Origin of the sequence: Paenibacillus sp. FSL L8-0340, from assembly GCF_038593145.1 — a bacterium.
GTDB lineage: Bacteria > Bacillota > Bacilli > Paenibacillales > Paenibacillaceae > Paenibacillus_AQ.
Window position 1 is genome coordinate 320,572 of the sequence record NZ_CP151967.1, and the last position, 25,125, is coordinate 345,696.

24 protein-coding genes and 2 pseudogenes are annotated in these 25,125 nt (G+C 52.0%); 17 read left to right on the forward strand and 9 right to left on the reverse strand.

All coding sequences use genetic code 11. The annotated features are described in order from the left end of the window. Positions 1-10: 10 nt before the first annotated feature. Positions 11-817: a DNA-binding protein gene (locus tag NST07_RS01470; protein WP_341377057.1), complete on the reverse strand. Its 807-nt coding sequence runs from the start codon at positions 815-817 to the stop codon at positions 11-13. 798 nt (positions 818-1,615) lie between these two features. Continuing rightward, positions 1,616-1,873 (reverse strand): hypothetical protein, encoded by a 258-nt coding sequence (locus NST07_RS01475; RefSeq protein WP_341089268.1) that lies wholly within the window; start codon positions 1,871-1,873, stop codon positions 1,616-1,618. A 222-nt stretch (positions 1,874-2,095) separates the two neighbouring features. Between NST07_RS01475 and NST07_RS01480 the strand changes: the two genes are divergently transcribed. Continuing rightward, a complete protein-coding gene (locus NST07_RS01480; protein ID WP_341089269.1) occupies positions 2,096-2,563 on the forward strand; it encodes a L,D-transpeptidase in 468 nt (155 codons plus the stop codon). 109 nt (positions 2,564-2,672) lie between these two features. Here NST07_RS01480 and NST07_RS01485 read toward each other — a convergent pair whose 3' ends face one another. Then, positions 2,673-3,098: a VOC family protein gene (locus NST07_RS01485; RefSeq protein ID WP_341089270.1), complete on the reverse strand. Its 426-nt coding sequence runs from the start codon at positions 3,096-3,098 to the stop codon at positions 2,673-2,675. 140 nt (positions 3,099-3,238) lie between these two features. Between NST07_RS01485 and NST07_RS01490 the strand changes: the two genes are divergently transcribed. Then, on the forward strand, positions 3,239-4,198 hold the full coding sequence (locus NST07_RS01490) for a YafY family protein (protein ID WP_341377059.1): 960 nt from the start codon (positions 3,239-3,241) through the stop codon (positions 4,196-4,198). 53 nt (positions 4,199-4,251) lie between these two features. On the opposite strand, the gene NST07_RS01495 is transcribed toward NST07_RS01490, so the two are convergent. Both NST07_RS01495 and NST07_RS01500 read right to left on the reverse strand, forming a co-directional pair. Further along, positions 4,252-4,782, reverse strand: a complete 531-nt coding sequence (locus NST07_RS01495; protein ID WP_341089273.1) for a hypothetical protein — start codon at positions 4,780-4,782, stop codon at positions 4,252-4,254. 39 nt (positions 4,783-4,821) lie between these two features. After that, positions 4,822-6,240, reverse strand: coding sequence for a PLP-dependent aminotransferase family protein (locus NST07_RS01500; protein ID WP_341377061.1), 1,419 nt, complete (start codon positions 6,238-6,240; stop codon positions 4,822-4,824). A 105-nt stretch (positions 6,241-6,345) separates the two neighbouring features. On the opposite strand from NST07_RS01500, the gene NST07_RS01505 reads away from it, so the two are divergent. The 6 genes and pseudogenes from NST07_RS01505 to NST07_RS01530 all read left to right on the forward strand — a co-directional run bounded on the left by NST07_RS01505 (position 6,346) and on the right by NST07_RS01530 (position 12,093). Then, on the forward strand, positions 6,346-6,900 hold the full coding sequence (locus NST07_RS01505) for a GNAT family protein (protein WP_341377062.1): 555 nt from the start codon (positions 6,346-6,348) through the stop codon (positions 6,898-6,900). Between the two features lie 198 nt (positions 6,901-7,098). Then, complete coding sequence (locus NST07_RS01510; protein ID WP_076113911.1) at positions 7,099-7,566, forward strand: Hsp20/alpha crystallin family protein; 468 nt, start codon at positions 7,099-7,101, stop codon at positions 7,564-7,566. 402 nt (positions 7,567-7,968) lie between these two features. Next, positions 7,969-8,787: pseudogene (locus tag NST07_RS01515) on the forward strand (DnaJ C-terminal domain-containing protein); the annotation flags it as partial. A 175-nt stretch (positions 8,788-8,962) separates the two neighbouring features. Further along, complete coding sequence (gene clpB / locus NST07_RS01520; RefSeq protein WP_342480950.1) at positions 8,963-11,593, forward strand: ATP-dependent chaperone ClpB; 2,631 nt, start codon at positions 8,963-8,965, stop codon at positions 11,591-11,593. Positions 11,594-11,600: 7 nt separating this feature from the next. Continuing rightward, the gene (locus NST07_RS01525) at positions 11,601-11,774 is read left to right on the forward strand and encodes a hypothetical protein (RefSeq protein ID WP_341377063.1); all 174 of its coding nucleotides are present in this window, start codon (positions 11,601-11,603) and stop codon (positions 11,772-11,774) included. A 130-nt stretch (positions 11,775-11,904) separates the two neighbouring features. Then, entirely contained in the window at positions 11,905-12,093 is a 189-nt protein-coding gene (locus NST07_RS01530) for a hypothetical protein (protein ID WP_342480951.1), read from the forward strand. Positions 12,094-12,617: 524 nt separating this feature from the next. Here the strand turns inward: NST07_RS01530 and NST07_RS01535 are convergent. Together NST07_RS01535 and NST07_RS01540 are read right to left on the reverse strand one after the other, a co-directional pair. After that, positions 12,618-12,968 (reverse strand): annotated as a pseudogene (locus NST07_RS01535) (MFS transporter); the annotation flags it as partial. Between the two features lie 115 nt (positions 12,969-13,083). Then, the gene (locus NST07_RS01540; RefSeq protein ID WP_342480952.1) at positions 13,084-15,108 is read right to left on the reverse strand and encodes a glycosyltransferase; all 2,025 of its coding nucleotides are present in this window, start codon (positions 15,106-15,108) and stop codon (positions 13,084-13,086) included. A 232-nt stretch (positions 15,109-15,340) separates the two neighbouring features. Between NST07_RS01540 and NST07_RS01545 the strand changes: the two genes are divergently transcribed. The 8 genes from NST07_RS01545 (at position 15,341) to NST07_RS01580 (ending at position 22,071) form a co-directional block, all read left to right on the forward strand. After that, on the forward strand, positions 15,341-15,553 hold the full coding sequence (locus NST07_RS01545; RefSeq protein ID WP_341089281.1) for a hypothetical protein: 213 nt from the start codon (positions 15,341-15,343) through the stop codon (positions 15,551-15,553). Beyond that, positions 15,550-15,981 carry a peptidylprolyl isomerase gene (locus NST07_RS01550; protein ID WP_341089282.1) on the forward strand — a complete coding sequence of 144 codons (432 nt, stop codon included), beginning with the start codon at positions 15,550-15,552 and terminating at the stop codon, positions 15,979-15,981. Before NST07_RS01545 ends, NST07_RS01550 begins: the two co-directional genes overlap by 4 nt. Before the next feature lie 137 nt (positions 15,982-16,118). Next, the gene (locus NST07_RS01555) at positions 16,119-17,732 is read left to right on the forward strand and encodes an ABC transporter substrate-binding protein (protein ID WP_342480953.1); all 1,614 of its coding nucleotides are present in this window, start codon (positions 16,119-16,121) and stop codon (positions 17,730-17,732) included. Between the two features lie 84 nt (positions 17,733-17,816). Further along, positions 17,817-18,767: an ABC transporter permease gene (locus NST07_RS01560; protein ID WP_076114551.1), complete on the forward strand. Its 951-nt coding sequence runs from the start codon at positions 17,817-17,819 to the stop codon at positions 18,765-18,767. A gap of 4 nt (positions 18,768-18,771) precedes the next feature. Further along, entirely contained in the window at positions 18,772-19,617 is an 846-nt protein-coding gene (locus NST07_RS01565; protein ID WP_341377067.1) for an ABC transporter permease, read from the forward strand. A 15-nt stretch (positions 19,618-19,632) separates the two neighbouring features. Further along, entirely contained in the window at positions 19,633-20,646 is a 1,014-nt protein-coding gene (locus tag NST07_RS01570; RefSeq protein WP_341377068.1) for an ABC transporter ATP-binding protein, read from the forward strand. Then, positions 20,643-21,560, forward strand: coding sequence for an ATP-binding cassette domain-containing protein (locus NST07_RS01575; protein WP_341089288.1), 918 nt, complete (start codon positions 20,643-20,645; stop codon positions 21,558-21,560). Before NST07_RS01570 ends, NST07_RS01575 begins: the two co-directional genes overlap by 4 nt. A 73-nt stretch (positions 21,561-21,633) precedes the next feature. Continuing rightward, complete coding sequence (locus NST07_RS01580; RefSeq protein ID WP_341089290.1) at positions 21,634-22,071, forward strand: hypothetical protein; 438 nt, start codon at positions 21,634-21,636, stop codon at positions 22,069-22,071. A 334-nt stretch (positions 22,072-22,405) separates the two neighbouring features. Here the strand turns inward: NST07_RS01580 and NST07_RS01585 are convergent, their stop codons facing one another. After that, positions 22,406-23,245 carry an SDR family oxidoreductase gene (locus NST07_RS01585; protein WP_341089291.1) on the reverse strand — a complete coding sequence of 280 codons (840 nt, stop codon included), beginning with the start codon at positions 23,243-23,245 and terminating at the stop codon, positions 22,406-22,408. A 205-nt stretch (positions 23,246-23,450) separates the two neighbouring features. On the opposite strand from NST07_RS01585, the gene NST07_RS01590 reads away from it, so the two are divergent. Further along, entirely contained in the window at positions 23,451-24,491 is a 1,041-nt protein-coding gene (locus NST07_RS01590) for an AI-2E family transporter (RefSeq protein WP_038584955.1), read from the forward strand. A 99-nt stretch (positions 24,492-24,590) separates the two neighbouring features. Here the strand turns inward: NST07_RS01590 and NST07_RS01595 are convergent, their stop codons facing one another. Continuing rightward, positions 24,591-25,016 carry a hypothetical protein gene (locus NST07_RS01595; RefSeq protein ID WP_341089292.1) on the reverse strand — a complete coding sequence of 142 codons (426 nt, stop codon included), beginning with the start codon at positions 25,014-25,016 and terminating at the stop codon, positions 24,591-24,593. Between the last annotated feature and the right edge of the window lie 109 nt (positions 25,017-25,125).

The window sequence follows — 25,125 nt, forward strand, 5'->3', positions numbered from 1 at the left end:
GAAATCCTCCCTAGTCTTGTATTTGTTCCATCAAGCAGAGGTACTCGTCCAGTTGCCCGGAAGTTGTTTGATTTCGGAGTTTCTCAAAGAGAACCGCTGACTTACGGAACCCTGTATCATCTTTAAGCTTAACTGATGATGCCAAAGAACATAGAAGCGCATTTATAGAATCATATATATTTCCATTTATGTAATAATATTTTGCCTTCAAGTAGATGTAATCTATGTAATAACGGATGTTCCTTTTTGTTATGTAGTATTCCCCCATTGAGTCGATCTGCTCTTTGAACTCGATCAGCACCTCATCGACGTTGTACTTATGCTTGATTGCTGACTCCAGAATGTATATCATGCCTGGCAGGATTTCTTCTTTGTTATGCCGCAGGAAAACCAGGTAATCCGAAAGCGCGGTCGTGTTCCCCTCGTTCAGTTCGATCACGTGCAGATTAGCTAGGGCAATTTCACAATAATATTCAACCTCGGCCCGTCCCTCGGCGTTCATACCGTTAATCCATCCCAAATCCTCATACTTCGAGATGCACTCTCTCGCCTCGTCATATCGGCCCAGCTTCTCAAGCGCGATTCCTTTCAAACACATAGAATAGCCGAAGTAATAGACGATGCTTCGGTTTAATCCGAAGTTGCACACCTTCTGGCCATCGGCATGCTCCCGCTGATAGATGCTGTAGAATTGATTAATCTCGCTGTATAGCCTATCGGCGATTTGGAGGATACCGTCCCAATTTTCAAGGGTAAATGATGCCCGCAGCATCTGAACCAATGAATCAGCATTGATCCCGTTAAGATCCAACTCCAATATGATCCATCCTTCCGTAAAAAACGAAAAAAAGTCTCTCCATTTATTCCACAAAATACAAAATAAGAATTTCTTTGTCTAATCATTGTTCTTTATTTCACCCATACTAGTAAGTGACGCATGTCACACTTAAAGGTATTTTTATACATAAAAAATCATTATATGGAAAACAAGCAGAACATCCGGTACATGCCATACAAAAGCGCCTGAAATAAGCTCAGACGCTGCAATATCGAAAGGAAGGCAACGTCTATTTTAAAGAACACCTCAGAGTTTATGTCGCAGATATAATCAAAGTTGTATAGGGCATGTCTTTAAACCGCTTCCCCGCCAAAACTGCCGCTGTATGCCCTAAGGAATCATGGGTACAGTACCATTTTCTGATCACACGCGGAGAAAGGCGTTTCGCCACTAGGCAGTTTTTTCGGTGGAGGCTTATGTCTCGGTGTTTAAAAAACTTCGCTCTTCTTCCGAAGGCGTGTGTGTGCGTCCGGAAAGTGTATTCTTGGCTTCGAGTACGAACGGACCGAGTTGCAACTATTTGAGGCTTTTAGCCTGTTACAGGAGGACAACGGACTCCAGCGCAGTTATTTCTCCCTGCGGCCGTTTTTAGATAGAATGCAGAGCAGATAAGGTCAACTGAGTCCGCCAAAAGAGAATAAACAGGGATTTTACTCTCCATAGCGCCCCCTGAGTCCGGTACGAGTAAACGAACCCGCTGCGGGCTTTTAGGGACCCTACTTTCAATACTAAATCCTTGCTTCCCCAGAGCTCTTCCAGTTTGAAGACATGCTCTAGTTAGTGATAGGGTTTCAAATAAACTTTATAGCATACATCATGTGCAACCAAGCTTTGTTTAGCGGGATTAGCGTCATAATTATAATCAGCCGGATTTGTTTCAAAAGCATACAAAACATCTGTCACAAGGTAAGATTTATAATTCCATAAAAGCATTTCTCCTACTCTTGGGACAAAAGGTAAGGCAACCAAGTCAAAATACTCAACGCGGTTTCCAGGATCATCATTTAATACAACAGCCAATTCGACAACTTTCAATTCCGCACCTCACAAATGTAGAATTATTCAACAATTAACAAATACTACTTTAGGAAGCGGAAAGCAAGATACAGAAAATTAGTAATCCAAGGTTGTAAATTCTCCTCCTCTAACTCCCTATTAAATAGAAGGCGGTTGATGCAGAGCACAATGATATGGAGTTATCTATTAGCCTCTGCCACTCCATCAGCTAATCCTTCAAAAAAATTGGAGGTTTTATAAATGGGATACCACATTAGGGTTAACTTGAACGCAAACCGGACAAAATTGGGTTCACTGAAAATGTATAATGATAGCGGGGCTTTAGTATTTGGTCCTGTACAAGCACTTGGCCGCTCAGAATACGGTTATCCTTGGTCCCAGACTGACGGACATACACCAACCGGAGTATATTCAGCAACAATATCGAAAGAGCCAATGCCCCAGACGGTTAAAAATAAACGTTCATATGGCCCGTCGAAATATATCATAATGGACCCTGTTAGTGGCAATGCGTTAATTGCAGAACAAAATGGCCGCTCAGGTCTATGGATTCATGGTGGAGATCCAGCAGATACAGGTGCCCCTTCTTATCCGCTACGTCCGACACATGGTTGCGTAAGACTTTCGAATGAGGACCAACACAGCTTGATTTATGTTCTATCTACATTAGGTGGCGGTACCGGGAAGGTTACTATCGCCGAAGTTTAATCTAAGGAACAAAATCAACATTTGTTCAAGCCGCTTCAATCGTGGCACTTAATACAGATACAGGCCTTGGCTGCCTGCCCTTGGAGGGGCAGGAGCCATGGCCTGTTTTTTACCGTGGTCGTTTGGTGAAAATTTGAAAGGTTACACCGAACTTGTCGGTGATCATGCCGTAGGCTGGGCTGAAATAGACCGGACCGAGTTTAACGTTTACCTGCCCGCCTTCCTTAAGGGTGTTGTATAACCGTTCCGCTTCCCCGGCGTCCTCCGTCGAAAGACAGATGTTGATGCCGTTGCCTGTTTGCAGCACCTGTCCGATGTCAAGATCGGCCACAAAAATATCCGTGTCTCCCACACTCAGGACAGAATGGGCGATACGCGCTTTTTCTTCGTCCGACAATGGTGAATCCGGATTCTGCGGGCCTTGTCCCACGGTTTGCTTAAACTGAAGTTTTGCTCCCAGAGTGTCCTGATAAAAAGCAATGGCTTCCTCTGCCGTACCGTCAAGCAGGATAAAAGGATTTAATTGAATACTCATTTCTAATTCACTCCTTCAAGCTGTATTTGCCCGTTGCGGCTGGGCTTTGATTTCATTCTAGTCTATAATAGTGACAAGTATTGTCATGAATAGAAAAGTAAATGAAGCCAATTTCAAATCATCTGAATGGAGGCTGGCGTATGTCCAAATCGAAAAGACTGCTGGACCTGATGATGACCGTCAACCGCAGGCGGAAATTTACCGTCAGGGAGCTGGCCGACGAATTCGGGGTCTCTACACGGACGATTCTGAGGGATTTACAGGAGCTTGGCGAGCTTGGGGTGCCGCTGTATTCCGAAGTAGGCCCCCACGGGGGGTATCAGGTGCTGAACGAACGGATTCTTCCGCCGATTGCTTTTACGGAAGCGGAGGCGGTGGCGATTTTTTTTGCCAGCCATGCCTTGCGCCACTATCAGTATCTGCCCTTTAAGGGAGAGTCCCTATCAGCATTGCACAAATTTTATAATTATATGTCCGGCGATGTCCGCGACCGGATTGATGAGATGAAGAACCGGATTGATTTCGTGACCCCGTCAAGGCAGGCAGAGTTTCCTTATTTGCCGATTCTGCTGGAGGCGGCTACCGATCAGAAAGTACTGCGGATCGACTATGAATCCAAAGGGCAGCAGTCGTGCAGAGCGATACAGCCTATCGGCATTTATGCCAGCAACGGCTTATGGTACTGCCCGGCTTATTGTTTTGTGCGCGGGGATATCCGCGTGTTCCGCTGCGACCGGATCTATTCGGCAGACTATGACCATTCGGGGTTAGCGCCGCTGGATTTGCGGCATATCCACCTGGGAAATAAGGAAATTTACAGCGCCATGGAGCAGGTACCTGAAGAGGAACGGGTCGAACTTCACGTAGAGCTTGGGAAAGCAGGGGTCCAGAGCTGTGAGGCCGAGCTGTGGTCGGCATCCCTGCTGCATAGGCGTGAAGATGGAACCGGATGGCTGAAAGGCCAGGTACCTGGAAGCGATCTGCGCTTTTTTGCCAGATTTGTTATGGGGCTTGGAAACGGGGCAACGGTCCACGGACCGCCGGAGCTGGTGGGGGAACTAAAGGGTATGCTTGCCGAAATGCTGGAGAAATACAGCTGACAGGAAATAACGTACACGAACCCCCGGCCCGAGCGGGCCGGGTGATAACTTCGTTATTTGGTCACGCGGATGAATTGCTTATCCACCAGGTTAAAGGGGCCTTCCGGCTCGAAGTCCGGCAGATGAAGGGTCCAGTTTAGATCCGGGTTGATGGTCTTTGGGAAATCACTGTCCCAACAGGTATAGATCTCCATAGATTCGCCTGCGGCCAAATGTTCATTCATATGGGAGAGCAGCAGCCGGATGGATTTCAGACTGCAGGCATAACCCTGCGGATTCTGCGTCTTCATCTCCTTGCTGAGAGTGAAAGAACCATTAAATCCATAAACGTATGGCTTGGATATGGGCAGCTCATGCCTCCAGGGCATTGAGCTTACTTCCCCGATGTCCAGTCCTGACGCATCCAGATCCGTTTCGAACACTTGAACAAGGGTATCGTTCAGATGGGATAAATCCATAATGTTGTGAAGCGCATGTTTATCGTCCGACTTCGGAATGTCGGAATATTTCTGATACGTGTATACATATCCGAAGCTTCCGGTCGGCAGCGGTCTGTCCGAGCCAAGGTAATGATTGAGGGTCATTGGGATTCACCTTCCTGAATGGTCTGCTGAATTACTTCGTTAAATCAAGGGGAGCCATACCTCAGCCAGGCGGCGGATCCCCTCTTCGATCAGGTCTTCAGGGATGCCCCCGAATCCAAGGATAAACTCAGGGTCATCGTTTTCGGGCTGCTCCCACCAGGTATAAGACATCGGGGTAACCCGAATGCCGGCCTTTTCTGCCACAGCCGCAAGCTGCCGTGCACTGCCGCCGGATTTCAGTGTAAGCAGAATGTGAAATCCGGCGTCCCTTCCGCTTACGGCTGCCCGGTCTCCGAAATAGCGCTGAATGGAGCGGAGGAGAAGGTCATGTTTTTTCTGGTAGAGCAGCCGCATTCTCCGCAGATGCTTCTCGAAATGTCCTCTTTCCATAAAATAATGCATCGCGATCTGATTCAGCCGGGAGGCTGAATGCTCCAGGTACAGCTCCCTCGCCAGATGGTGATACAGCAGCAGCAGTGCCTTCGGCAGAACCATGTAGTGAATGCTAAGGGCAGGGGCTACTGACTGCGCGAAGCTGCACATGTAGATTACGGGGCTGTCTTCCAGTAGTCCCTGCAGTGCGGGAATCGGCCTTCCGTGATAGCGGAACTCACCGTCGTAGTCGTCTTCAATGATTATGCTGTCCGTTGACCGGGCCCAGTCCAGCAAGGCGTGGCGTTTGGCGATCGGCAGGGTCATGCCTCTGGGGAACTGGTGGGAAGGCGAGATATACACGCTGCTGGCCTTGCTGGTATAGAGCTTCTCCACATCTATTCCGTCTTCCTGTAAAGGAATGGGAATCATCTTAAATCCGTGTCTGCGGAATGCTGCCGGCAGCAGATGATAGCCCGGATCTTCAATGCCGAGCCGTTTGCTGCTGCCCTGCAGTATGAGGCAGAGCAGAGAACATAGCGTATATTGATCCCCGCCGATTACAACCTGCTCCGCCGTACAGCGAAGTCCGCGGAATTGCCGCAAATGAGCGGCGATGCTCTCGCGGAGGGCAGGCTCACCCTGCGGATCGCCATATTGCAGCAGATCAGGGTTGGCGAGCTGTTCCTGATAGAGGCTGCGCCATATTTTGTGGGGAAATAGGGAAAAGTCATTTTTCGACATATGGAAATCATAAGCATACGGCCGGGAGTCACGGGCTGTTATCGGGCGGCTGGGAAGCGGTGGAGCGCCTGCAGCGGCTGTCAGCCCGCTGAACATATGCATAGGCTGAACATAATAGCCGCTGCGCGGCTTGCTTGCGATGAAGCCCTCGGACAGCAGCTGCTGGTAAGCAAGCTCGACCGGTGTAGCGCTAAGGCTAAGCTGGGCGGCGAACACACGGATTGAAGGCAGACGGGTACCGGCCGGCAAGGAGCCGCTGATGATCTCTTTTTTGAAATAATGATATAGCTGAATATAGTAGGGAACTTCACGGTTCTCGCTGAGAGCGGGGACAAGCAGCATATTATCCTCTCCATCTGTCCTTTGAAATTGAATGATTTTGTCTATTTTATAGTATACAGTCTTGCAATATCATAGAGCTACACTAAGAGACAGGAGTTGGCCGTAATGAACAAGCAGTCCGGGCTATTAAATGGAGATAAAGTGTATCTGCGTCCGCTTAACGGGGAAGATGCCGAACTGTACTACCACATGTTCTACGATAAGGAGACCCGCTACCTCACAGGCACCCAGAAGCATATCAACAAGGAACAGATCGAGGGGTATATTGAACGAAAAGCCGGGGATGACAGCGCAGTGCTTCTGCTGATTGCCCTTCAGGAGAATGACGAGGTGATCGGTGACATTGCGATTCAGGATATCGACCGGAACAACCGGATTGCGAATCTGCGGATCGCCATCGGCGAGGGGAAACATCAGGGGCAGGGTTTCGGCCGGGAGTCTCTGCTGCTCATGCTGGATTACGGCTTCGGGATTCTGAATTTGCACCGGATCGAACTGGAGGTCTTTAGCTACAACAGCCGTGCTGTACATGTATATGAGAGCATCGGTTTTGTCAGGGAGGGCGTACAGCGGGAGGCGCTTTTTTATAACCATGAATACCATGATGTGATCAAGATGGGCATGCTGGAGCAGGAGTACCGGGAGCGTTATTTACGATAAAGGTCAAACAAGGTCAAATCGTTAAAAAAGCTAAAATTTGTAATATAAAATAAGCCGAAACGCCGGGATTTGCCGGATTTTCGGCTTATTCCGGTTTTGTCATCCAGCGGGAGCGGGACTATAATGAAGCCATAAGGTCAAATAAAGTCAAAGTCAAAATTGAGTTCAAAATTCAAGACATTGAGAGGAGAATGGATCATGTTTGATTTGGTGCCTTTTGGAAAACGCAGAGATGATGTGTTTGGTGTGCTGGCTAAGTCTTTAAACGAAGTGTTTAATGATGAGTTTTTTGCTCCCATGACCGGTGCTGCCCAGTCCTTCCGGACGGATATCCGGGAGAGCGGTCAGGCCTATCTGATCGAGGCCGAGCTTCCCGGCTTCAAAAAAGAGGAAATCGACATTGATTACACCCGTCCTTATTTGACGATCAAAGCGGTACGCAAGGAAGAGAATGCTCAAGAGAACGAAGAGCATCAGGTAGTGCGCAGGGAACGCCGCTACGGGGAGTATGTGCGCCGCTTCTATGTGCAGGATATTGCCGAAGATGAAATCCGGGCTTCCCTGAAAGACGGCATGCTGTCGCTGGAAGTACCGAAGCAGCAGAAATCTCAGGGCAAACGCATTGAGATCCAGGATAATGGTTCATCCGGGGAACAGCTTCAGTAACATATTCCAAGGCTATAACATCCGGGGGAAGCGGAGAGTCCCGCACTCGGATGGAAGGTGAAGTGAGACTTTCAAGCCTGGAGGAATGAGCTGTGTAAAAGGGGTCCCGGGCAGAGCGGCCTATGCCGCATGCCCCCTCTGATCCCTGCAGTTGCAGCGGCTTCACCGGGCTTTTCATATAGCAGTAACCATAGAAGGCGCATTGTAGTGGGATTTCCGGCTATGGTGCGTCTTTTCTGAGAGTATATCCCCTGTGGGCAGCAGAAGAGACAAGGTAAAGCTGCAGCACAGGGATGATCCGGCTGACGAATTACCAGTTGATGGGACGGGAAGAGTATATTTAAGAATACAAGCGGAAAGCGCCGGAGGATGGGTGCAGCCAGCAGAAAGGAAGAGGTTAGATTGGCGGCAAAAAACTATTACGAGGCCTTGGGGGTAGGCAAGCAGGCTTCCAGGCAGGAGATTAAAAAAGCCTATCAAAAGCTCGCCAAAAAGTGGCATCCTGATGTTAATAAATCTCCTGGAGCGGATATGAAATTCAAGGAAGCGGCAGAAGCATACGAGGTGCTGGGCAACGAGGAAAAGCGCAAAGCCTACGATGAAGAGCTCCGCTACGGATTTGGCGGCGCAAATACGGGCAGCACGCAGCATTCGGGTTCCGGGAGCGGCGGTATTTCCGAAGAGGATTTGTTCGGAATGTTCTTCGGCAGCCGTGGTGCGGCGGACCGGGCCGGATTTGATTTCTTCTCCGGCAGCGGCGGTGTGCGGCAAGGCGGGGGAGGACCGTGGGGTCAAGCGCAGGGCACCATGCAGGCTCAGCTGGAGATTACGCTGGAGCAGGCTTATAAGGGTGGGAAAGTAAGGGTGCAGGTCGTTGGCAAAGACGTGAACTTGAGCATCCCGGCGCGGTCACCCGAAGGCACGGTCCTGCGGATTCCCGGCGGCGGGAATGCTGCTGTGCAGGGTGGAGACGTGCTGATTACGCTGCATATCCTGCCGCATGAGATTTACGAGCCCGAAGGCGGCGATCTGTATGGGACGGTAGAAATTGCCCCATGGCAAGCCGTGCTGGGCGGAGAAGCCAAGGTGGCGCTGCCCGATGGCAGCAGTGTCAAATTGAAGATCCCCGCCGGGATCACGGGCGGGAAAACGCTGCGGATTCCGGGCAAGGGGCTGAAACGCCCGAACGGCACAAACGGTGACATCCTGTTCGCGATTGAGATTGTCATCCCGCCCGGAACTACGGAAGCGGAGAAGAACATTTACCGCCGTCTGGCCGAGGGTGCAAGCTTTCAGGCCGGAGCCAAACGCCAAGGCTCCAGAGCGCAGCGGCGCACAGCCGCCAGAGGGTAATTAGATATAGGAGCGATGAAGAAAGGGAAAGGTGATGAAGGAGATGGACTTCAACAAACTAACACAAAAACTGCAGGAAGCCGTTGCAGCCGCACAATCGCTGGCGGGTTCGGGCGGACATCAGGAGATCGGTAACCTGCACCTGCTTAAGGCGCTGCTCCAGCAGCAGGATGGACTGCTGCCGCGGCTGCTGCAGAAGATGAACATTCCCGCTGCCGAGCTGCTGCAGGGTACGGATGAGCTGCTTCAGCGGAAGCCCAGTGTCAGCGGATCGGGTGCCGGCACGATGCGGCGGTATGCTTCGCCATCGCTGATTGCCGTACTGGAGCAGGCTGAGAAGGAAGCGGCAGGGATGCAGGATGAGTTCGTTGCTGTAGAGCATGCCGTACTGGCCATGGTGTCTGTTTCCGGCAGCGAAAACCGCGAGCTGCGCGAACTGTTTGCCAGCCGGGGGATTACACGCGACAAGCTGCTGGCTGTGCTTGCAGATATCCGCGGGCACCAGCGGGTGACGAGCCGGGAGCCGGAAGCCACCTACGAGGTGTTGGAGAAATACGGCCGTGATCTGGTGGCCGAAGTGCGGGCCGGCAAGATTGATCCCGTTATTGGACGTGACGGGGAGATTCGCCGGGTCATCCGCATCCTTTCCCGCAAAACCAAAAACAACCCGGTGCTGATCGGGGAGCCGGGCGTAGGGAAGACGGCCATCGTCGAAGGGCTGGCTCACCGGATCGTCCGTAAGGATGTGCCGGAGGGACTGAAGGACAAGACGATTTTTTCGCTCGATATGAGTGCACTGGTCGCCGGAGCCAAATACCGCGGGGAATTCGAGGAGCGGCTGCAGGCGGTTCTGAAGGAGATACGCGAGAGCAACGGGCGGATCATTCTCTTCATTGATGAGCTGCATACGATTGTCGGTGCAGGCAAAACCGAAGGAGCGATGGACGCCGGGAACATGCTGAAGCCGATGCTGGCCCGAGGCGAGCTGCACTGTATCGGGGCGACGACGCTGGATGAGTACCGCAAGTATATTGAGAAGGACCCGGCGCTGGAGCGCCGTTTCCAGCAGGTGCTGGTCAGCGAGCCGGATGTAGAGGACACGATCTCCATTCTGCGCGGGCTGAAGGACCGCTTTGAGGTGCATCACGGGGTCAAAATCCATGACAGCGCACTTGTAGCAGCGGGCGTGCTGTCGAACCGCTATATCACGGACCGGTTCCTCCCGGATAAGGCGATTGATCTGGTAGATGAGGCCTGTGCAATGATCCGCACGGAGATCGACTCCATGCCGGGAGAAATGGATGAGGTGACCCGCCGCCTGATGCAGATGGAGATTGAAGAAGCTGCGCTGAAGAAAGAAACTGATGACGCCAGCAAACGCAGGCTGGAATCCTTGCAGCGTGAATTGGCCGACCTTAAGGAGAAGCATCTTGGGATGACGGCGCGCTGGGAAAAGGAAAAGTCAGCTATTCAAGGCATCCGTGAGCTGAAGAAAAAATTGGAGCAGGCGCGCAAGGACCTGGTGGATGCGCAGGAAATCTACGACCTCAACAAATCGGCGGAGCTGAGCTACGGCATCATCCCGGATCTGGAGCGGCAGGTGAAGGCTGCGGAGGAAGCGGCGCAGCAAGATCAGGAGACCCGGCTGCTGCGCGAGGCTGTGACAGAGGAAGAAATCGCGGATATCGTCTCTCGCTGGACAGGAGTTCCCGTGAGCAGACTGGTCGAAGGCGAGCGGGATAAGCTGCTGCGGCTGGAGGATACGCTGCATGAGCGGGTTGTCGGGCAGGAGGAGGCGGTCCGGCTGGTGGCGGATGCCGTACTCCGGGCCAGGGCAGGCATCAAAGACCCAAACCGGCCCATCGGCTCCTTCCTGTTCCTCGGGCCGACCGGTGTTGGCAAAACCGAGCTGGCAAAGGCGCTGGCCGTATCGCTGTTCGACCGTGAAGACGGCATGATCCGTATTGATATGTCGGAGTATATGGAGAAGCACAGCGTCTCACGCCTTGTCGGTGCGCCTCCGGGGTATGTCGGCTATGAGGAAGGCGGCCAGCTTACCGAAGCGGTGCGCCGTCAGCCCTACACCGTTGTCCTTCTGGACGAGGTGGAGAAGGCCCATCCCGATGTGTTCAACATTCTTCTGCAGCTGCTGGATGACGGGCGGCTGACCGACTCACAGGGCCGGATCGTCGACTTCAAAAACTCGATTATCATTATGACCTCGAATATCGGCTCGCCGCATCTGATCCAGGGTACCGATGATAACGGGGAGCTGACGAAGGCGGTCAAGGACAGAGTCATGAAGGAACTGAGCGGGCATTTCCGTCCCGAGTTCCTGAACCGGGTCGACGATATCGTAATGTTCAAGCCGCTGACATTGGCTGAAATTGAGCAGATCGTTGTCAAGCTGGTCGACGGCTTGCGTCTGCGTCTGAGCGACCGGGGGGTTGGCCTTAAGCTAAGCGAGGCGGCGGTGCGGTTCATCGCCAAGGAGGGGTTTGATCCGGTGTACGGAGCAAGACCGCTCAAGCGGTTCATCCAGCGCAGTCTGGAGACACCTGTTGCGCGCGCCCTCATTGCCGGGGAGGCGCCGGAGGGATCTGTCCTGGAGGTTCACCATGCGGGCGGTGAGCTGGAAGTTTCCATTGCTAAGCCGGAGCCGGCGGAGAAATAAGCACGGTGTGAGAAGCTGGCAGACAAGTCGTGTCGGGCAGGGAGCAGCCGGCATTGATGCGCTGCGTTCTGAGCTGCTAAGCGGCTTGTGGTTCGCTTGTGTTCCGCGCCACGAAGAAACTCGCGATACGAGGCACTCTGTGCTGCGTAACACTACTGGTGCCGCACTCTGTGCTGCGTAACACTGCTGGTGCCGCACTCTGTGCTGCGTAACACTGCTGGTGCGCACTCTGTGCTGCGTAACACTGCTGGTGCCGCACTCTGTGCTGCGTAACACTGCTGGTGCGCACTCTGTGCTGCGTAACATTACTAGTGCCGCACTCTGTGCTGCGTAACACTGCTGGTGCGCACTCTGTGCTGCGTAACATTACTAGTGCCGCACTCCGCGCAGCGAAGCAGGGCGCTGGTACTCTGCGTTCCACATCGCGCACCGCTCAGTTCAGACTATTTGATGCCCTGCCTTGGCTGGAATTGGCCGCCAAGGCAGTTCTTCCGGTCTGATCAGCAGATAGCTGCACTTCGTACAACTAAATCGACCCGTTATCCAAGCGGTGGAGGTTTAATTGTATTTCGTGCAGCTATTTTTTTGATTTCCCGCCCATTCAGCCTTGTGACGGTTTTTTAATTGCAGGAACTGCAACTATAACCCGCTTTTGGCCTTTTTGGCTGGGAATAGTTGCACGAAATACAGCTATAGATCTGGAATTGAAATTCTGTACTCCGCAATTCTGCAATCAATCTGCTTACGGCAGGCATCCATTTATTGCATTTGATGAAGCAAAAACTGGAGCAGACTAAGGGTATCTACTGCTATCTACTGCTATCTACTGCTATCTACTGCTTCTGCTGCATCAAATTGTCCAAGTCCGGCACAAAACGAGCGTCCACCAGCAATGGCTGAGGGACACTCTTTTTGTGCTATTGAAACGGTGTAGGATAATGGTGAAGCTTTCAACTAAAAATGCTCTTTACTCAAGAAAACTGAGGGCAACAGCGGCCCTAGAGCAGTTGATCGCGTTTCTTCAAATGGCGGTAGAGCAATCAGGTGCTACTGTTGAGCTGAGGCCGTAAAAGAAATGGGACAGATTCATCATTGTGTCCGTATTCTTCACGAAGATTCACGCTCCCAGCACAGCTAGACCAATTTCCAGCATCCCGTTGTCGATGTATATTATATCAGGAAGAAGGAGCTGGAAAGCGCCGGATAGCAGTGCGGGAGGAAGATGAATATGCCCGAAACGGCCATCGAGGCGAGGGTAAATCAAACTTACAGCCTTAATGCCGATACGGCGGATCAATAGAGCGGTGAGGGAGCAGGCCAGCAGGTAACCCAGCGAATTTAGCGATAAAAGCGTACCAAGCTGTATTTCGTACAGCCGCAGATCAGAAAGCTGACGAACACGGTCAGCAGCTGCAGAATATAGTTTCGTTTAGTTGATGTGTGCAGTAAAGTTTGCATGAAAAACCGCATAGGGTCCAGTATACTACCACTCACTCTATCCAAGGAACCAAGTTGGGGTGTTGCTCCAGAATGGAGGCATATTGCTCTTTCCAACCGTATATTCCATCCGGATCAAGCAGCATATAGCGCAAATATTTATCCAGCCTGAATTCTGGCCGGGACCAGCCGAGATGCTTTAGCCGCAAATTGCTTAATTGATGGGGCAGCTCAAAAATATTCTCCGGCAGCCGTCCGCAATGCTGCGGCGATTCATTCCAGATATAGGGGAAACCCTCGCGGTAGCGGAGCAGAAACGGCCGATAGCTGTGGTGGGAACGCCAATACCTGTCTTCACGGTAGTGATGATCATCCCAGAAATCATAGAGCCGGAAGCAGAACAGGTCGCAAGCATCCTCCCGCAGCAGGGCGTCGATGTCCCCGGCAAACCTTTCCTCAAAAATCTCATCTGCATCCAGGCTCAGGATCCATTCCGGCCCACTCTTAACAACCTCATCCCACTGCTGCTTGCGCAGCTCCGCCTCATTGCTGAACTTGGAGACAGTGTTGTGTATAAGAAAGAGTGGAATGCCCTGGAGGGCTTCCCGGCAAATATCGGCCGTGTTATCCGTGCTGCCATCGTCAATAATGACGGCTTCGTCGATATACTTGCGATGCTCCTGCAGAATCTGCCGCAGGAAGCGCTGGCTCTCATTTTTGACGACCATCGTCAGAGTCAGCTTTGGTCGTCTGGCAGCCGGAGAAGCAGTGGCAGCAGACGCCGACGGGACGGCATTGGCGGTACGATTCGCTGCCTCAGCGGGTTCATCTCCCGGCAGTGCCGGCAGGTCTTTGCTCAGGCGTACCTTCGCCTCAGCCGCTGTCCACGGAGCAGAGTGCTGCGGTGAATCCTGATGAACCAACGTTTCCCCGGATCCCGCTTCCGGCTCGGCTTTTGCAGCTTGGCCAGCCTCCGCCACCGTTTGTTGTACATCTCCGGGTGCCGCAGAAGGCTCCGTTTGTTGTACATCTCCGGGTGTCGCAGAAGGCTCCGTTTGTTGTACATCCCCGGGTGCCGCAGAAGGCTCCGTTTGTTGTACATCCCCGGGTGCCGCAGAACCCTCCGTTTCTTCTACCACTCCCGGAACTGCCTCCGCTTCTTGTACGCCTCCCGGTGCAGCGGCAGCTTGTGCGCCTCCCATCGTTCCCAGCGTATCGGCTGTATCTGTCCCGTTATCAGTCCCGCCTACAGCTGCTTCCGGAGCGGGTGACGTCAGCCGGATATAATCCTCCACCTTGCTAAGGTCGCTGTCCCTGTAGAGATGCAGCGCAGGATAGTGGGTGTCGACATATAGCGGAATGCCCAGAGCGGCGGCCCGGATGCAGAAATGGCGGTCTTCGCCCCAGTAGGAGATATTCCGGATCACATCATAGCTTACCCCGGACTCGATAGCCCGGCGGCTGATCAGCGTGCAGGCGCCAAGGCCGCCAACCTCATAGATTCCCGGCTGCTGCAGCTTGGCCAGAAAGGCGTGAAATCTGTGGTTGATCTCCTCGTGGGTAAGCTTCTCCCCCGGAAGTGCCTCCCACTGGTTGTACTCGTCATGCATCCAGACCTGCGGCTGCAGCATCGTGTTCGGCTGCCATTGCGTCCAGAAGACCTCCGAGATAATATCTTTTTGCGTCTGGATCAGGTGGAGTAACGTGTCTGGATGCAAGATTAAATCCGAATCGATCAGGAACAGATAGTCATAGCCGAAGGCTTCAGCCCGCCGGATCATCAGGTTCTTGAAGCCAGCTACCTTCCAGACCAGGCCCGAATTCCAAAAATGGGTATGATCATCCCGGACATAGGTATCGCGGAAGCCGGAGGACTGCAGGAATACATTATTGGCGCTTTTGGAGAATTCCTGCAGCAGCGAACTGGACGCTTCATCCTCATTGTCATCAATGAAGTAGAAATCCAGCTCAACACCTTCAAGCTGCAGGCGCAGCAGTGATTTTAGAAATTGGTGCAGGATCAGCGGTTTTTGGTGGATCGGGCTGCCGAGCAGTACGCGTGTCTGGGGTCCGCTCATAGCTTTCCATTCCAGTACAGGGTCATCATTAATAGAACATCCCCTTGGATTTACAAATAGATGATTTAGATTATATGTATTCAATATATTTAGAGAGGTACTAGACTAAGCCTTATTTTTTATAGGGGGTGGGAATTTATGGATTGGTGTCTGGGGACAGCCTGTTGTACAATACCGCTTAAAGACTGCAACGGGCAGTCGGCAGGCTGACGGGAGGAGTGGCACTATCGCTATGGATAAATCACCGCTGAAAGTACAACAGCTGATCAATCTGCTGCTGGCAATGAATCCTCGTGCCGAGGTGTTCTGGCATGATGCGGAGGGGAACTACCGGCCGCTGCGGGATGAGGATGTACAGGAGATCTATGCGCCGCAGGAAACTGCCAAGACGGTTGCCCATATTGGCGGCCCTTATAGAAATGAAGAGCCGGAGGGGAGATCATGAAGCAGGCATCCATCAGGCTGGAGCAAGGACAATTTATTGAGCTTGAGCTTCATGAGCAGGAAGCCCCGGGTACCGTAGCCAATTTTGAAAAGCTGGCGAACAGCGGCTTTTATAACGGCCTGACTTTTCAGCGTGTAGTCCGCGGGTTCGTAGCTCAGGGCGGGTGTCCCGAAGGCACGGGGCGTGGAGGCACCGATAAAATCCCCTGTGAAACGCAGAATAATCCCCACAAGCATGTGCGCGGCGCCTTGTCGATGGCTCATTTCGGACCTAATACCGGCAGCTGCCAGTTTTTTATCTGCTATGATACGTTTGATTATTTAGATCGCTGGCATACGGTGTTCGGAAGAGTCACGGCAGGAATGGAGCATGTGGACGCCTTGAAGCGCGGGGACGTCATGTCAGAGGTTAAGGTGTGGAATCGTTAGACGCCCTACCCGTCTTTATAGGCGATTCCCTCGAACTCCCATTATTGTGAAATTGCATCCATTGTAATTCCGAGTATTCCGATATATAATTCATAAAAGAAGTAATGAAGTTGCTCATAGACATGGAGGAGAAACAAATGCGTAGAGGATTATCAGGGGTTATTGTTCTAATATTGTTAACGGTTATGATCAGTGCGTGCTCCGGGGGGAATAACGCAGCATCAACAAATGCAAGCCAGTCACCGGACGCCTCGCAGCAGCCTGCGACAGGTGAACCCAAAGACGGCGGGAACCTGATTATCGGGGTGGCTTCCGATCCGGTAGTGCTTAATCCGAACTATGCAGGTGACCGGGTCAGCCTGACGATTGACCAGGCGCTGTATGCCCCGTTGTTCCAGGTTAATAACGGAGAGAAAACATTTTATCTGGCGGACAGCCTTACGCCTTCGGCCGATAATCTTACTTATACACTGAAGCTGAAAAGCGGGCTCACCTGGCATGACGGAGAGAAGCTGACAGCGGACGACGTAGTGTTTACCATTGACAGCATTTTGGATGAGGCACAGAACAGCTTCCTCAGAGCCAGCTTTGTTATCGGCGACAAGCCGGTCAAAGCGGTGAAGGTGGATGATGTGACTGTAGAATTCCAGCTGCCGCAAGTCAGCCCGGCTTTCGAAGCTGCACTGGTGCAGGTGTTCCCGATTCCAAAGCATATCTTTGAGAATGAAACCGATCTGGAGAAAAGCACCAAAAACGCCTCTCCTGTAGGTTCGGGCCCATTCAAGTTTAAAGAGTATAAAGCCGGTGAGTATCTTACACTGGAAAGATTCGATAACTATTTCGGCGGTAAGCCGCACCTGGATTCCGTAACTTACCGGATTGCCAAGGATACGAACGCTGCCAACCTTGCCCTGCAGAATGGCGAGATCAACGTGCAGTACCTGGATCCAAAGGATGTAGCGACTATCCAGGCTACAAATAATTTTCAGATCCTGCCTTACAGTGAAGGCCGCCTGGCTTATCTGATGTTCAATGCCAACAGCGACACAGGTGTTCTGGCTAAAAAAGAAGTACGTCAAGCTCTGTCCCTGGCGCTTAGCCGTGATGAACTGATTCAAACGGCATACACTTCCAGTGAATATGCCGATCCGGCGAAGTCATTCCTGACTCCGGACGCGCTATACTTCACCAATGACGTGACTACGTATGACAATGATGTCGCCAAAGCAAAGGAACTGCTGGAGGCGGCTGGGGTCAGCAACCTCAAGCTGAGATATATTGTGCAAAGCGGCAACAAGACACAGGAAGCCATCTCCCTGTATGTACAGCAGAAGCTAAAAGCGGTCGGCGTAGAGGTTGAATTGCAGAATATGGATTCCTCAGCCTGGGTGCAGAAGTTTATTGACCTGAAGGCTAAGGACTACGAGCTGGCATTGACCGGATATATCATGGGATATGATCCCGATGCTTACCGCATCCTGTTCACTTCGGGCGCTTCCTCCAACTACTCGCGTTATGCGAATCCAGAGGTTGACCAGTTGCTGAAGGATGGAGCCGGCGAGGCTGACACAGCCAAACGCGGCGAGATCTACAAGAAAGCACAGCAAATTGTTGCTGAAGATGCGCCGATCTACCCAATCGCTTATACTAAAACTGTTGTAGCCGTGTCCAACGCCTATGGCGGAATTGAAGAAGCTGTTCTGAAGCCTGTCGTTATTTTCGAAGATTTGTCCAAAATCTATTTGAAATAAAGCGCAGCGAAAAATAAGTACGGCAAAAAATAAGCTGGACATCCAGCTTATTTTTTGCTGATCAAGAGCTGGGAGAATATGCGTATGAGACAACTCATTTTTCGTAGACTGCTGCAAACGATCCCGATGTTGTTTTTCGTGTCGGTTGTCTGCTTTACGATGATCAAGCTGGCTCCGGGAGATCCGGTGCTGTCCTTTGTAACACCGAATATGCATGCCGATGATATCGAGCGCATCCGCCATAACCTGGGGCTGGATAAGCCGGCGTATATTCAATATTTTATCTGGATCAAAGAAATCGCCCAGGGCGACTTCGGGTATTCCCTGGTCAACCATCAGCCGGTATTGGATCAAATTCTGGACCGTTTGCCGGCGACAGCCGGACTGATGGGCAGTGCGATCCTGCTTGCGGTGCTGCTGGCGATTCCCCTTGGCCTGATTGCCGGTGCGAACCGCAACCGCTGGGCCGACAAGCTGATTAATTTTATCTCCTACATCGGGATTTCGGTGCCATTATTCTGGCTGGCCATTTTGCTAATGTACTTATTTGCCATTAAACTGCATCTGCTGCCGAGTATGGGGATGCGTACGATTGGTGTGGAATCGGCGGTTGATGTGCTGAAGCACGGGATTTTGCCCTGCTCTGTTCTGGCTTTTGGTTTTCTCGCCACGTACGTGCGCTACATCCGCTCCAGCACTATCGGTCAGCTGAAAGAGGAATATGTGCAGATTCAGTATGCTTTTGGCTCGAAGAAGTCGACGATACTGTTCCGTCATGTCATGAAGCATGTGCTGTTGCCTGTAATTACGCTGCTTGGCATGTCCATGGGCGATCTGGTGGCAGGGGCCATCGTGACGGAGACGGTATTTTCCTGGCCGGGCATCGGGTCGCTGGGAATGACGGCAGTCAAGGGAATGGATTACCCGGTCATTATGGGGATCACGCTATTCTCTTCCCTGATGCTGATTATCGGCAATCTGGTGGCGGATATTCTCTACAGCTTCGTTGATCCGAGAATTAAATTAAAGGGGTGACCTCATGAATCGCAGTAAATGGAAAAATCTAAAATCGGAGCTGTTTACGAACGGTCTGGGTGTCGCCGCTCTCGTAATATTGATTGTATTTACCCTTGGAGCCATTTTCGCCTTCCTGTCCGGCTATGATCCCAATGCAATGGATGCGATGGCGAGACTAACTCCGCCGGGGGCCGCCCATTGGTTTGGAACGGATGATTATGGCCGGGATTATCTGGCCAGAGCGTTGTACGGCGGCCGCGTGTCCCTGCTGGTCGGCTTCGCCTCGATGATTGTGGCAACCGTCATTGGGGTAACAGTGGGCGTAATCAGCGGCTATTTCGGCGGCTGGCTGGATAATCTCCTGATGCGTATGCTGGATGTTATCATGTCGATTCCTTCCTTCCTGATTCTGCTGCTGCTCAGCGTGTTTCTGAAACCAAGCGTCAGCAATATTATCATCATTATTGCGCTCCTGATGTGGATGAATGTAGCCCGGGTTATCCGTGCGGAGGCGATGACGATCAAGGAACGCGAATATGTGCTGTACGCCAAGGCGTCGGGACAAAGCGCCACAGGCATTATCTGGCGGCATATTCTTCCCGGCCTGGTGCCGGTCATTATTGTAGGAGCAACGAACAACATTGCTTCGGCCATTATGATGGAATCCTCGCTGAGCTTTCTCGGCTTCGGCGTACAGCCGCCGCATGCCACCTGGGGCAGCATGCTGAACAGCGCGCAGGGCTATATTGCCCAGGCGCCTTACTTGGCGTTGTTTCCCGGGCTGATGATTTTGTTAACCGTACTGAGCTTTAATGTGCTGGGTGATATTTTGCGGGTCGGCTTTGAACCAAAGCTGATCCGGAGATAGGAGAGTGAAGACATCATGACGCAGAGGCTGCTGTCTGTTGAGGATTTGCAAGTATCGTTCTCTACCCGCGATGGGGAGAACCAGGCGGTCCGGGGAGTCAGCTTTCATATAGATGCCGGTGAAACCGTGGGAATCGTCGGGGAATCCGGCAGTGGTAAAAGTGTCACGGCCAAGGCAATTATGTCCTTGATTACACCTCCGGGCCGCATTACCGCCGGAAATATTGAGTTCCGCGGCGAGAATCTGAACGGGCTCTCGGAGAAGCATTGGCGCAAGCTGCGCGGCAACCGGATCGCCATGGTCTTTCAGGACCCGATGACCTCGCTGAATCCTGTCAAGCGAATCGGGCAGCAATTAACGGAAGTCATCCGCAGACACCGCGGATTGAATAAAGAGGCGGCTTACGCCGAAGCGGCGGATATGCTGCGCCAAGTGGGCATCCGTGATCCGGAGCAGCGGCTGAAGCAGTATCCGCATGAATTCAGCGGAGGAATGCGGCAGCGGGTAATGATCGCCATGGCGCTCTCCTGCCAGCCGGAGCTGCTGATTGCCGACGAGCCGACAACCGCGCTGGATGCAACGATCCAGGCGCAGATTCTTGACCTGTTTAAAGAGCTGAAGGGAAGATCGGAGACCGCTGTCGCGCTGATTACCCATGATCTCGGTGTGGTAGCTCAGGTCTGCACCCGGGTTATCGTGATGTACGGTGGGCTTATTATGGAAGAGGGGACGGTCCAGGATATCTTCTACCGCCCCCAGCATCCCTATACCCAGGGCCTGCTGCGCTCGATCCCGAAACGTGGCGGCGGCTCGCGCGAGCGGCTTATTCCAATTGAGGGCACGCCGCCGGATCTGCTGAATCCGCCGCCGGGCTGCCCGTTCATGGAACGCTGCCCGCATGCCTTTGCCCGCTGCAGCGAGCGGCCTCCGGTAACCGAGCTGTCTCCGGGCCACCGCTCCATGTGCTGGCTGGCGGAAGGCGCGCCGGAAGCTGCTGCAGTTCGTGCGGAAGGAGGGGAAGCCCTGTGAGTAAAAGCGATGTGCTGGTGGATGTGAACAATCTCAAGAAGCATTTCTCCAAAGGCAAAGATATGCGCGGACGCGACACCGCCGTGCTGAAAGCAGTCGACGGCGTCAGCTTCCAAATCCGCCGGGGCGAAACCTTCGGACTGGTCGGAGAATCGGGCAGCGGAAAGTCGACGGTAGGACGCTGCCTGCTCCGGCTATATGATTATACAGGCGGCGGGGTGTCATTTGACGGCCAGTCGCTCGGCTCTCTTAGCGAGAAGCAGCTAAAGCCTTTCCGCAGACGGATTCAGTCGATCTTTCAGGATCCGTATTCCTCGTTGAATCCCAGTCTGAATGTGCTGGAGCTGATCAGCGAGCCGATGAAAATCCATGGCGTGCACCAGGGTGAAGAACGCAAAGAAGCGGTGGCCTCGCTGCTGGAGAAGGTAGGACTCAAGAGAGATCATTTGTACCGCTTCCCTCATGAGTTCAGCGGCGGCCAGCGCCAGCGGATTTCCATCGCCAGAGCGCTTTCCGTGCGCCCTGAATTTGTCGTCTGTGACGAGCCGATTTCGGCGCTCGACGTCTCCGTCCAAGCTCAAGTCGTCAATATGCTGGAGGATTTGCAGTCCGAATTCGGACTGACGTATCTCTTCATCGCCCATGATCTGTCGATGGTCCGGCATATTTCCGACCGGATCGGCGTCATGTACGGCGGACGCCTTGTCGAGGTTGCGGAGAGCGATGAGCTGTACGACAACCCAATTCATCCGTATACCAAAGCGTTGCTGTCTTCCATTCTGGAGACTGACCCAATGAAGGTGAATCAGAGAATTCATCTGGACGGCTTCTCTGTCTCGCGCGGCGAGGGTGAAGCCGTCAAGCTGCAGGAAGTGAGCCCAGGCCACTTTGTGGCCTACGACTTCGCGGAATAAAGGGCAGCTGTGCTATGATTTGAAATAAGGATAAGCTGAGTTAATGGTGTTATTACTGGAGGGAGGTCATACAATGACAGAAACATCGGGCAAAGTTAAATTATCGCAATGGGATGCGCTGCTGCTGGAATCGCTGCGGTCCTTGGGTTGGGAGAGCGGGCAACTGCTCGGAATAACCTCCGGTGGAGAGCTGCCGGTGGACGAGAGTGAATTCCATTTTGACTATCAGCAATTGGCAGCTTTCGCTGCGGAGCAGCCGGAGGAGTACCGCCGTGCGGTAACGGATGGCTACCAGATCAAGTACAATACCATTCGCGGGATTCGCAGCTGGATTGCTGTAGCCCTCGGCAAAGAGGCGAAGCTTGAGCTGGAGGAAGGCAAGGAAGCGGTGGAGGTGGCTCTGTTGGACACTGAGAAAAGCCGTCTGGAAGCGGTGCTCTCCTTCGGATGGCAGATGATTTCTGGACAGGCTGAGGCCGGAGTATACCGGATCGAGCCGATCCAGCGGTAAACGGGGTACAAGGCATTCATAAAGTTTTATCGACATCAGAGAAGATTGTGCCCGGCGCTCTGCCGGGGCAATCTTTTTTTGTTGAAATATAATATGAAATAGAAACGTTAATCCGGGCTAGGAGGGGAATCAGTGTTACAATCGAAAAGCGCTGGTGTTACAGGATGGGCAAACGCTAGTATTCGGAGATAAGGTGCTGACGGCTATGTTGCGCCGGGGCATACGGGTGATGGACTGTGCAACAGGGAGCTGATAGAGAAGGAGCTGGCTGAAACTGCCGGTCAGACTTGAAGACCGGAAACGCAGTTTAGAGCCAGCTCCTCTTTCAAGCCGTTTATAGATTGAGCTGGATCTTGCGGGTGTTGAGCACACCTTCGAGTCCGGTAGGGTCTGTGCTTATCTTGCGGGTGACGAAGGCTTCCGCCTGTTCCGAGGTGCGGATCCGCAGCGGCTTGGTTTCCATATGCACCAGGTCCCACATGACGTCCGCTACAGAAGCAGCGGTCTGCGGCACCACGTTCCGCTGCAGGAATGTCGCGGTATAGGCATCAAGAACCGGCTTATATTCGTCCTCCAGAATTCCTCCGGTGTCGGCTACATGACCGAGCACGGTCTTGTTGAATTCAGTGGCGATGGCTCCAGGCTCAAGCAGCGTGACATCAATATTGAACTGCGGCTTGTAGTAGGTAGCCAGACTTTCCAGCAAGCCCTCCACCGCGAACTTGCTTGCGCAATAGATCTCGTTCATCGGCTGGCCAACCAGTCCGCCGACGCTTGAAGTGGCTACAATGTGTCCATACCCGGTGCGGCGCAACAGCGGCAGCGCGGCCCGAATCGTATGCATGACGCCATATACGTTAGTGTCGAACACCTTTTGAATGTCCTCCAGCGGTGCTTGTCCAAGCGCCCGGAGATAGCCAAAGCCCGCATTGGCAAACAACACATCAAGTTGGCCCTGCTCCTGATCAATCCGCTCGATCACAGCCTGAACCGATTCCGGCTTCGTAACCTCCAGCTCCACAAAATGAAGATTGCTCTCTCCACGGTACTGTTCCTGATCGCGTGCGGGGTTTCGTGTACCAGCGTAGACGATCCAGCCTTCACGTGCGAACTTCAAGGCCGAGGCCAGGCCAACTCCGGATGAGGCTCCGGTAATACAGATGATTTTTCCCATAAGATAAAGACCTCCAGTGGCAGAAATAATTCTGCGGATTTAGCGATTATTTTCCACATTATAGCATAATAAAGGCTCGGCTATGATAAGTTGACATAAAGTTTGTATTTCCGCGTAATTTAGAAGCCCTCCAAGTTGCTATAAGTGATTTCATTACTGTAGACTATAAGTAAAAGTCCTAATTGCAAGCGAATGGAGAGGAACAATGGAAGTATTCAAGCGTTACTACGCGAATTTAACAGCCCGGCGGTTTTTGATTCTGGCGCTGATCGCACTGTTGCTGTACAGTATTCGAGACATGCTGAATTTGGTGCTGCTGACGTTTTTGATTGCTTATGTAATGAACAGCTTTCAGGTATTGCTGACCAAGCGGACCAGTAGATTTGTTAAGGTGAACAGTAAGGTTATTATTATCATCTTATATCTCGCTTTAATCAGCATGATCGTGATGGCCCTCGTCAAATATCTGCCCAAGGTTTTTGAGCAAATTAAGCAATTAACCAATTTTCTCAGCACCTTAACCTCTGAAGATATTCCGCAGAATGAGATTATGCAGTATTTATTTAACATGCTGAAGGATTTGAACTATGAGTCCTATATGAAGAGCGGCATTGATTATGTGCTCAAGATCAGCAATTGGGGCACAACCTTCGTATTGTCAACCATTCTGAGCTTTGTTTTCATCCTGGAGAAGAACCGGATTGTCAGTTTTACCTCCCGCCTGAGAGAGAGCAAGATTTCCTGGTTCTATGTGGAGCTGGAGTATTTCGGCAAAAAATTCATCTCCTCCTTCGGCAAAGTCATTGAGGCCCAAATTCTGATAGCATTGTTCAATACTTTCTTCACGGTCATCGGGCTGTGGATTCTTGGCTTCCCGTACCTCTTCGCGCTGTCGATCATGATCTTCATGCTCAGTCTGATCCCGGTTGTAGGCTTTGTCATCTCCCTGATTCCGCTCTGCATTATCGGCTATAGCATCGGCGGGCTGGAAATGACGATCTATGTGCTGGCGATGATTGCAGTACTGCATTTTGTAGAAGGCTATTTCCTCAACCCGAAGCTGATGTCTTCCAAAATGAACCTGCCGATGTTCTACACCTTTATCGTGCTGCTGTTCTCCGAGCATTATATCGGCGTATGGGGACTTATTCTCGGCATTCCGATCTTTGTCTTCTTCTTAGATATTCTGGATATTACCCGGGAGAAGCAGGTACCTCTGGATATTGAAGCGAAAAAGATTCAATAACCTGTCAGATTCCTTGCGGCACAATAAAAAAGTGGCATTCCTACTTAACGAAAGTTGGAATGCCACTTTTTCTTTGTTCAAATTGTTATGTAGTTCCTGTTAATCAAATGAGGTAAGAACGCTTTGAGCCACAAGTTCGCTGAGTTCGGCTTTCTGAGCGGTATATTGCTCCGAACTAATGCTTCCGCTTGCCAGTCTGGCATCAAGCTGCTGGGTTAGCTGGGCAACCTGCAGGTGAATCACACTGTCAATATTCCCGCCGTTTTCTACAGCGATATCATGTAAGGACTTCCCGTCATAGAGTGCCTCGTACAGCTCCTCGTCGGAGGATTGATTCAGTGCCTCCAGTAATTCATCTTTGTCTGCCACATTGGTAGAAGTGGACCATTTGGCGACCGGAGCGGCTGCGGCTGCAGCTGGCTTGACCCAAGTGGTTCCTCCGAAGGACATGGCTACAATCATCGTTCCGACAATCATCACCCGTTTAATGTTCATGCGTTTAATGTTCATATCTTTTATATTCATCAGTGTCATCCTCACTTTAAGTGTAATGTTATATCAATCAAGGGGCGTAGGTTACGGTAATTAGGACTTTAGCTTAAGCTTATTGTAAACGGTGAAGCTGAGGCTAAGC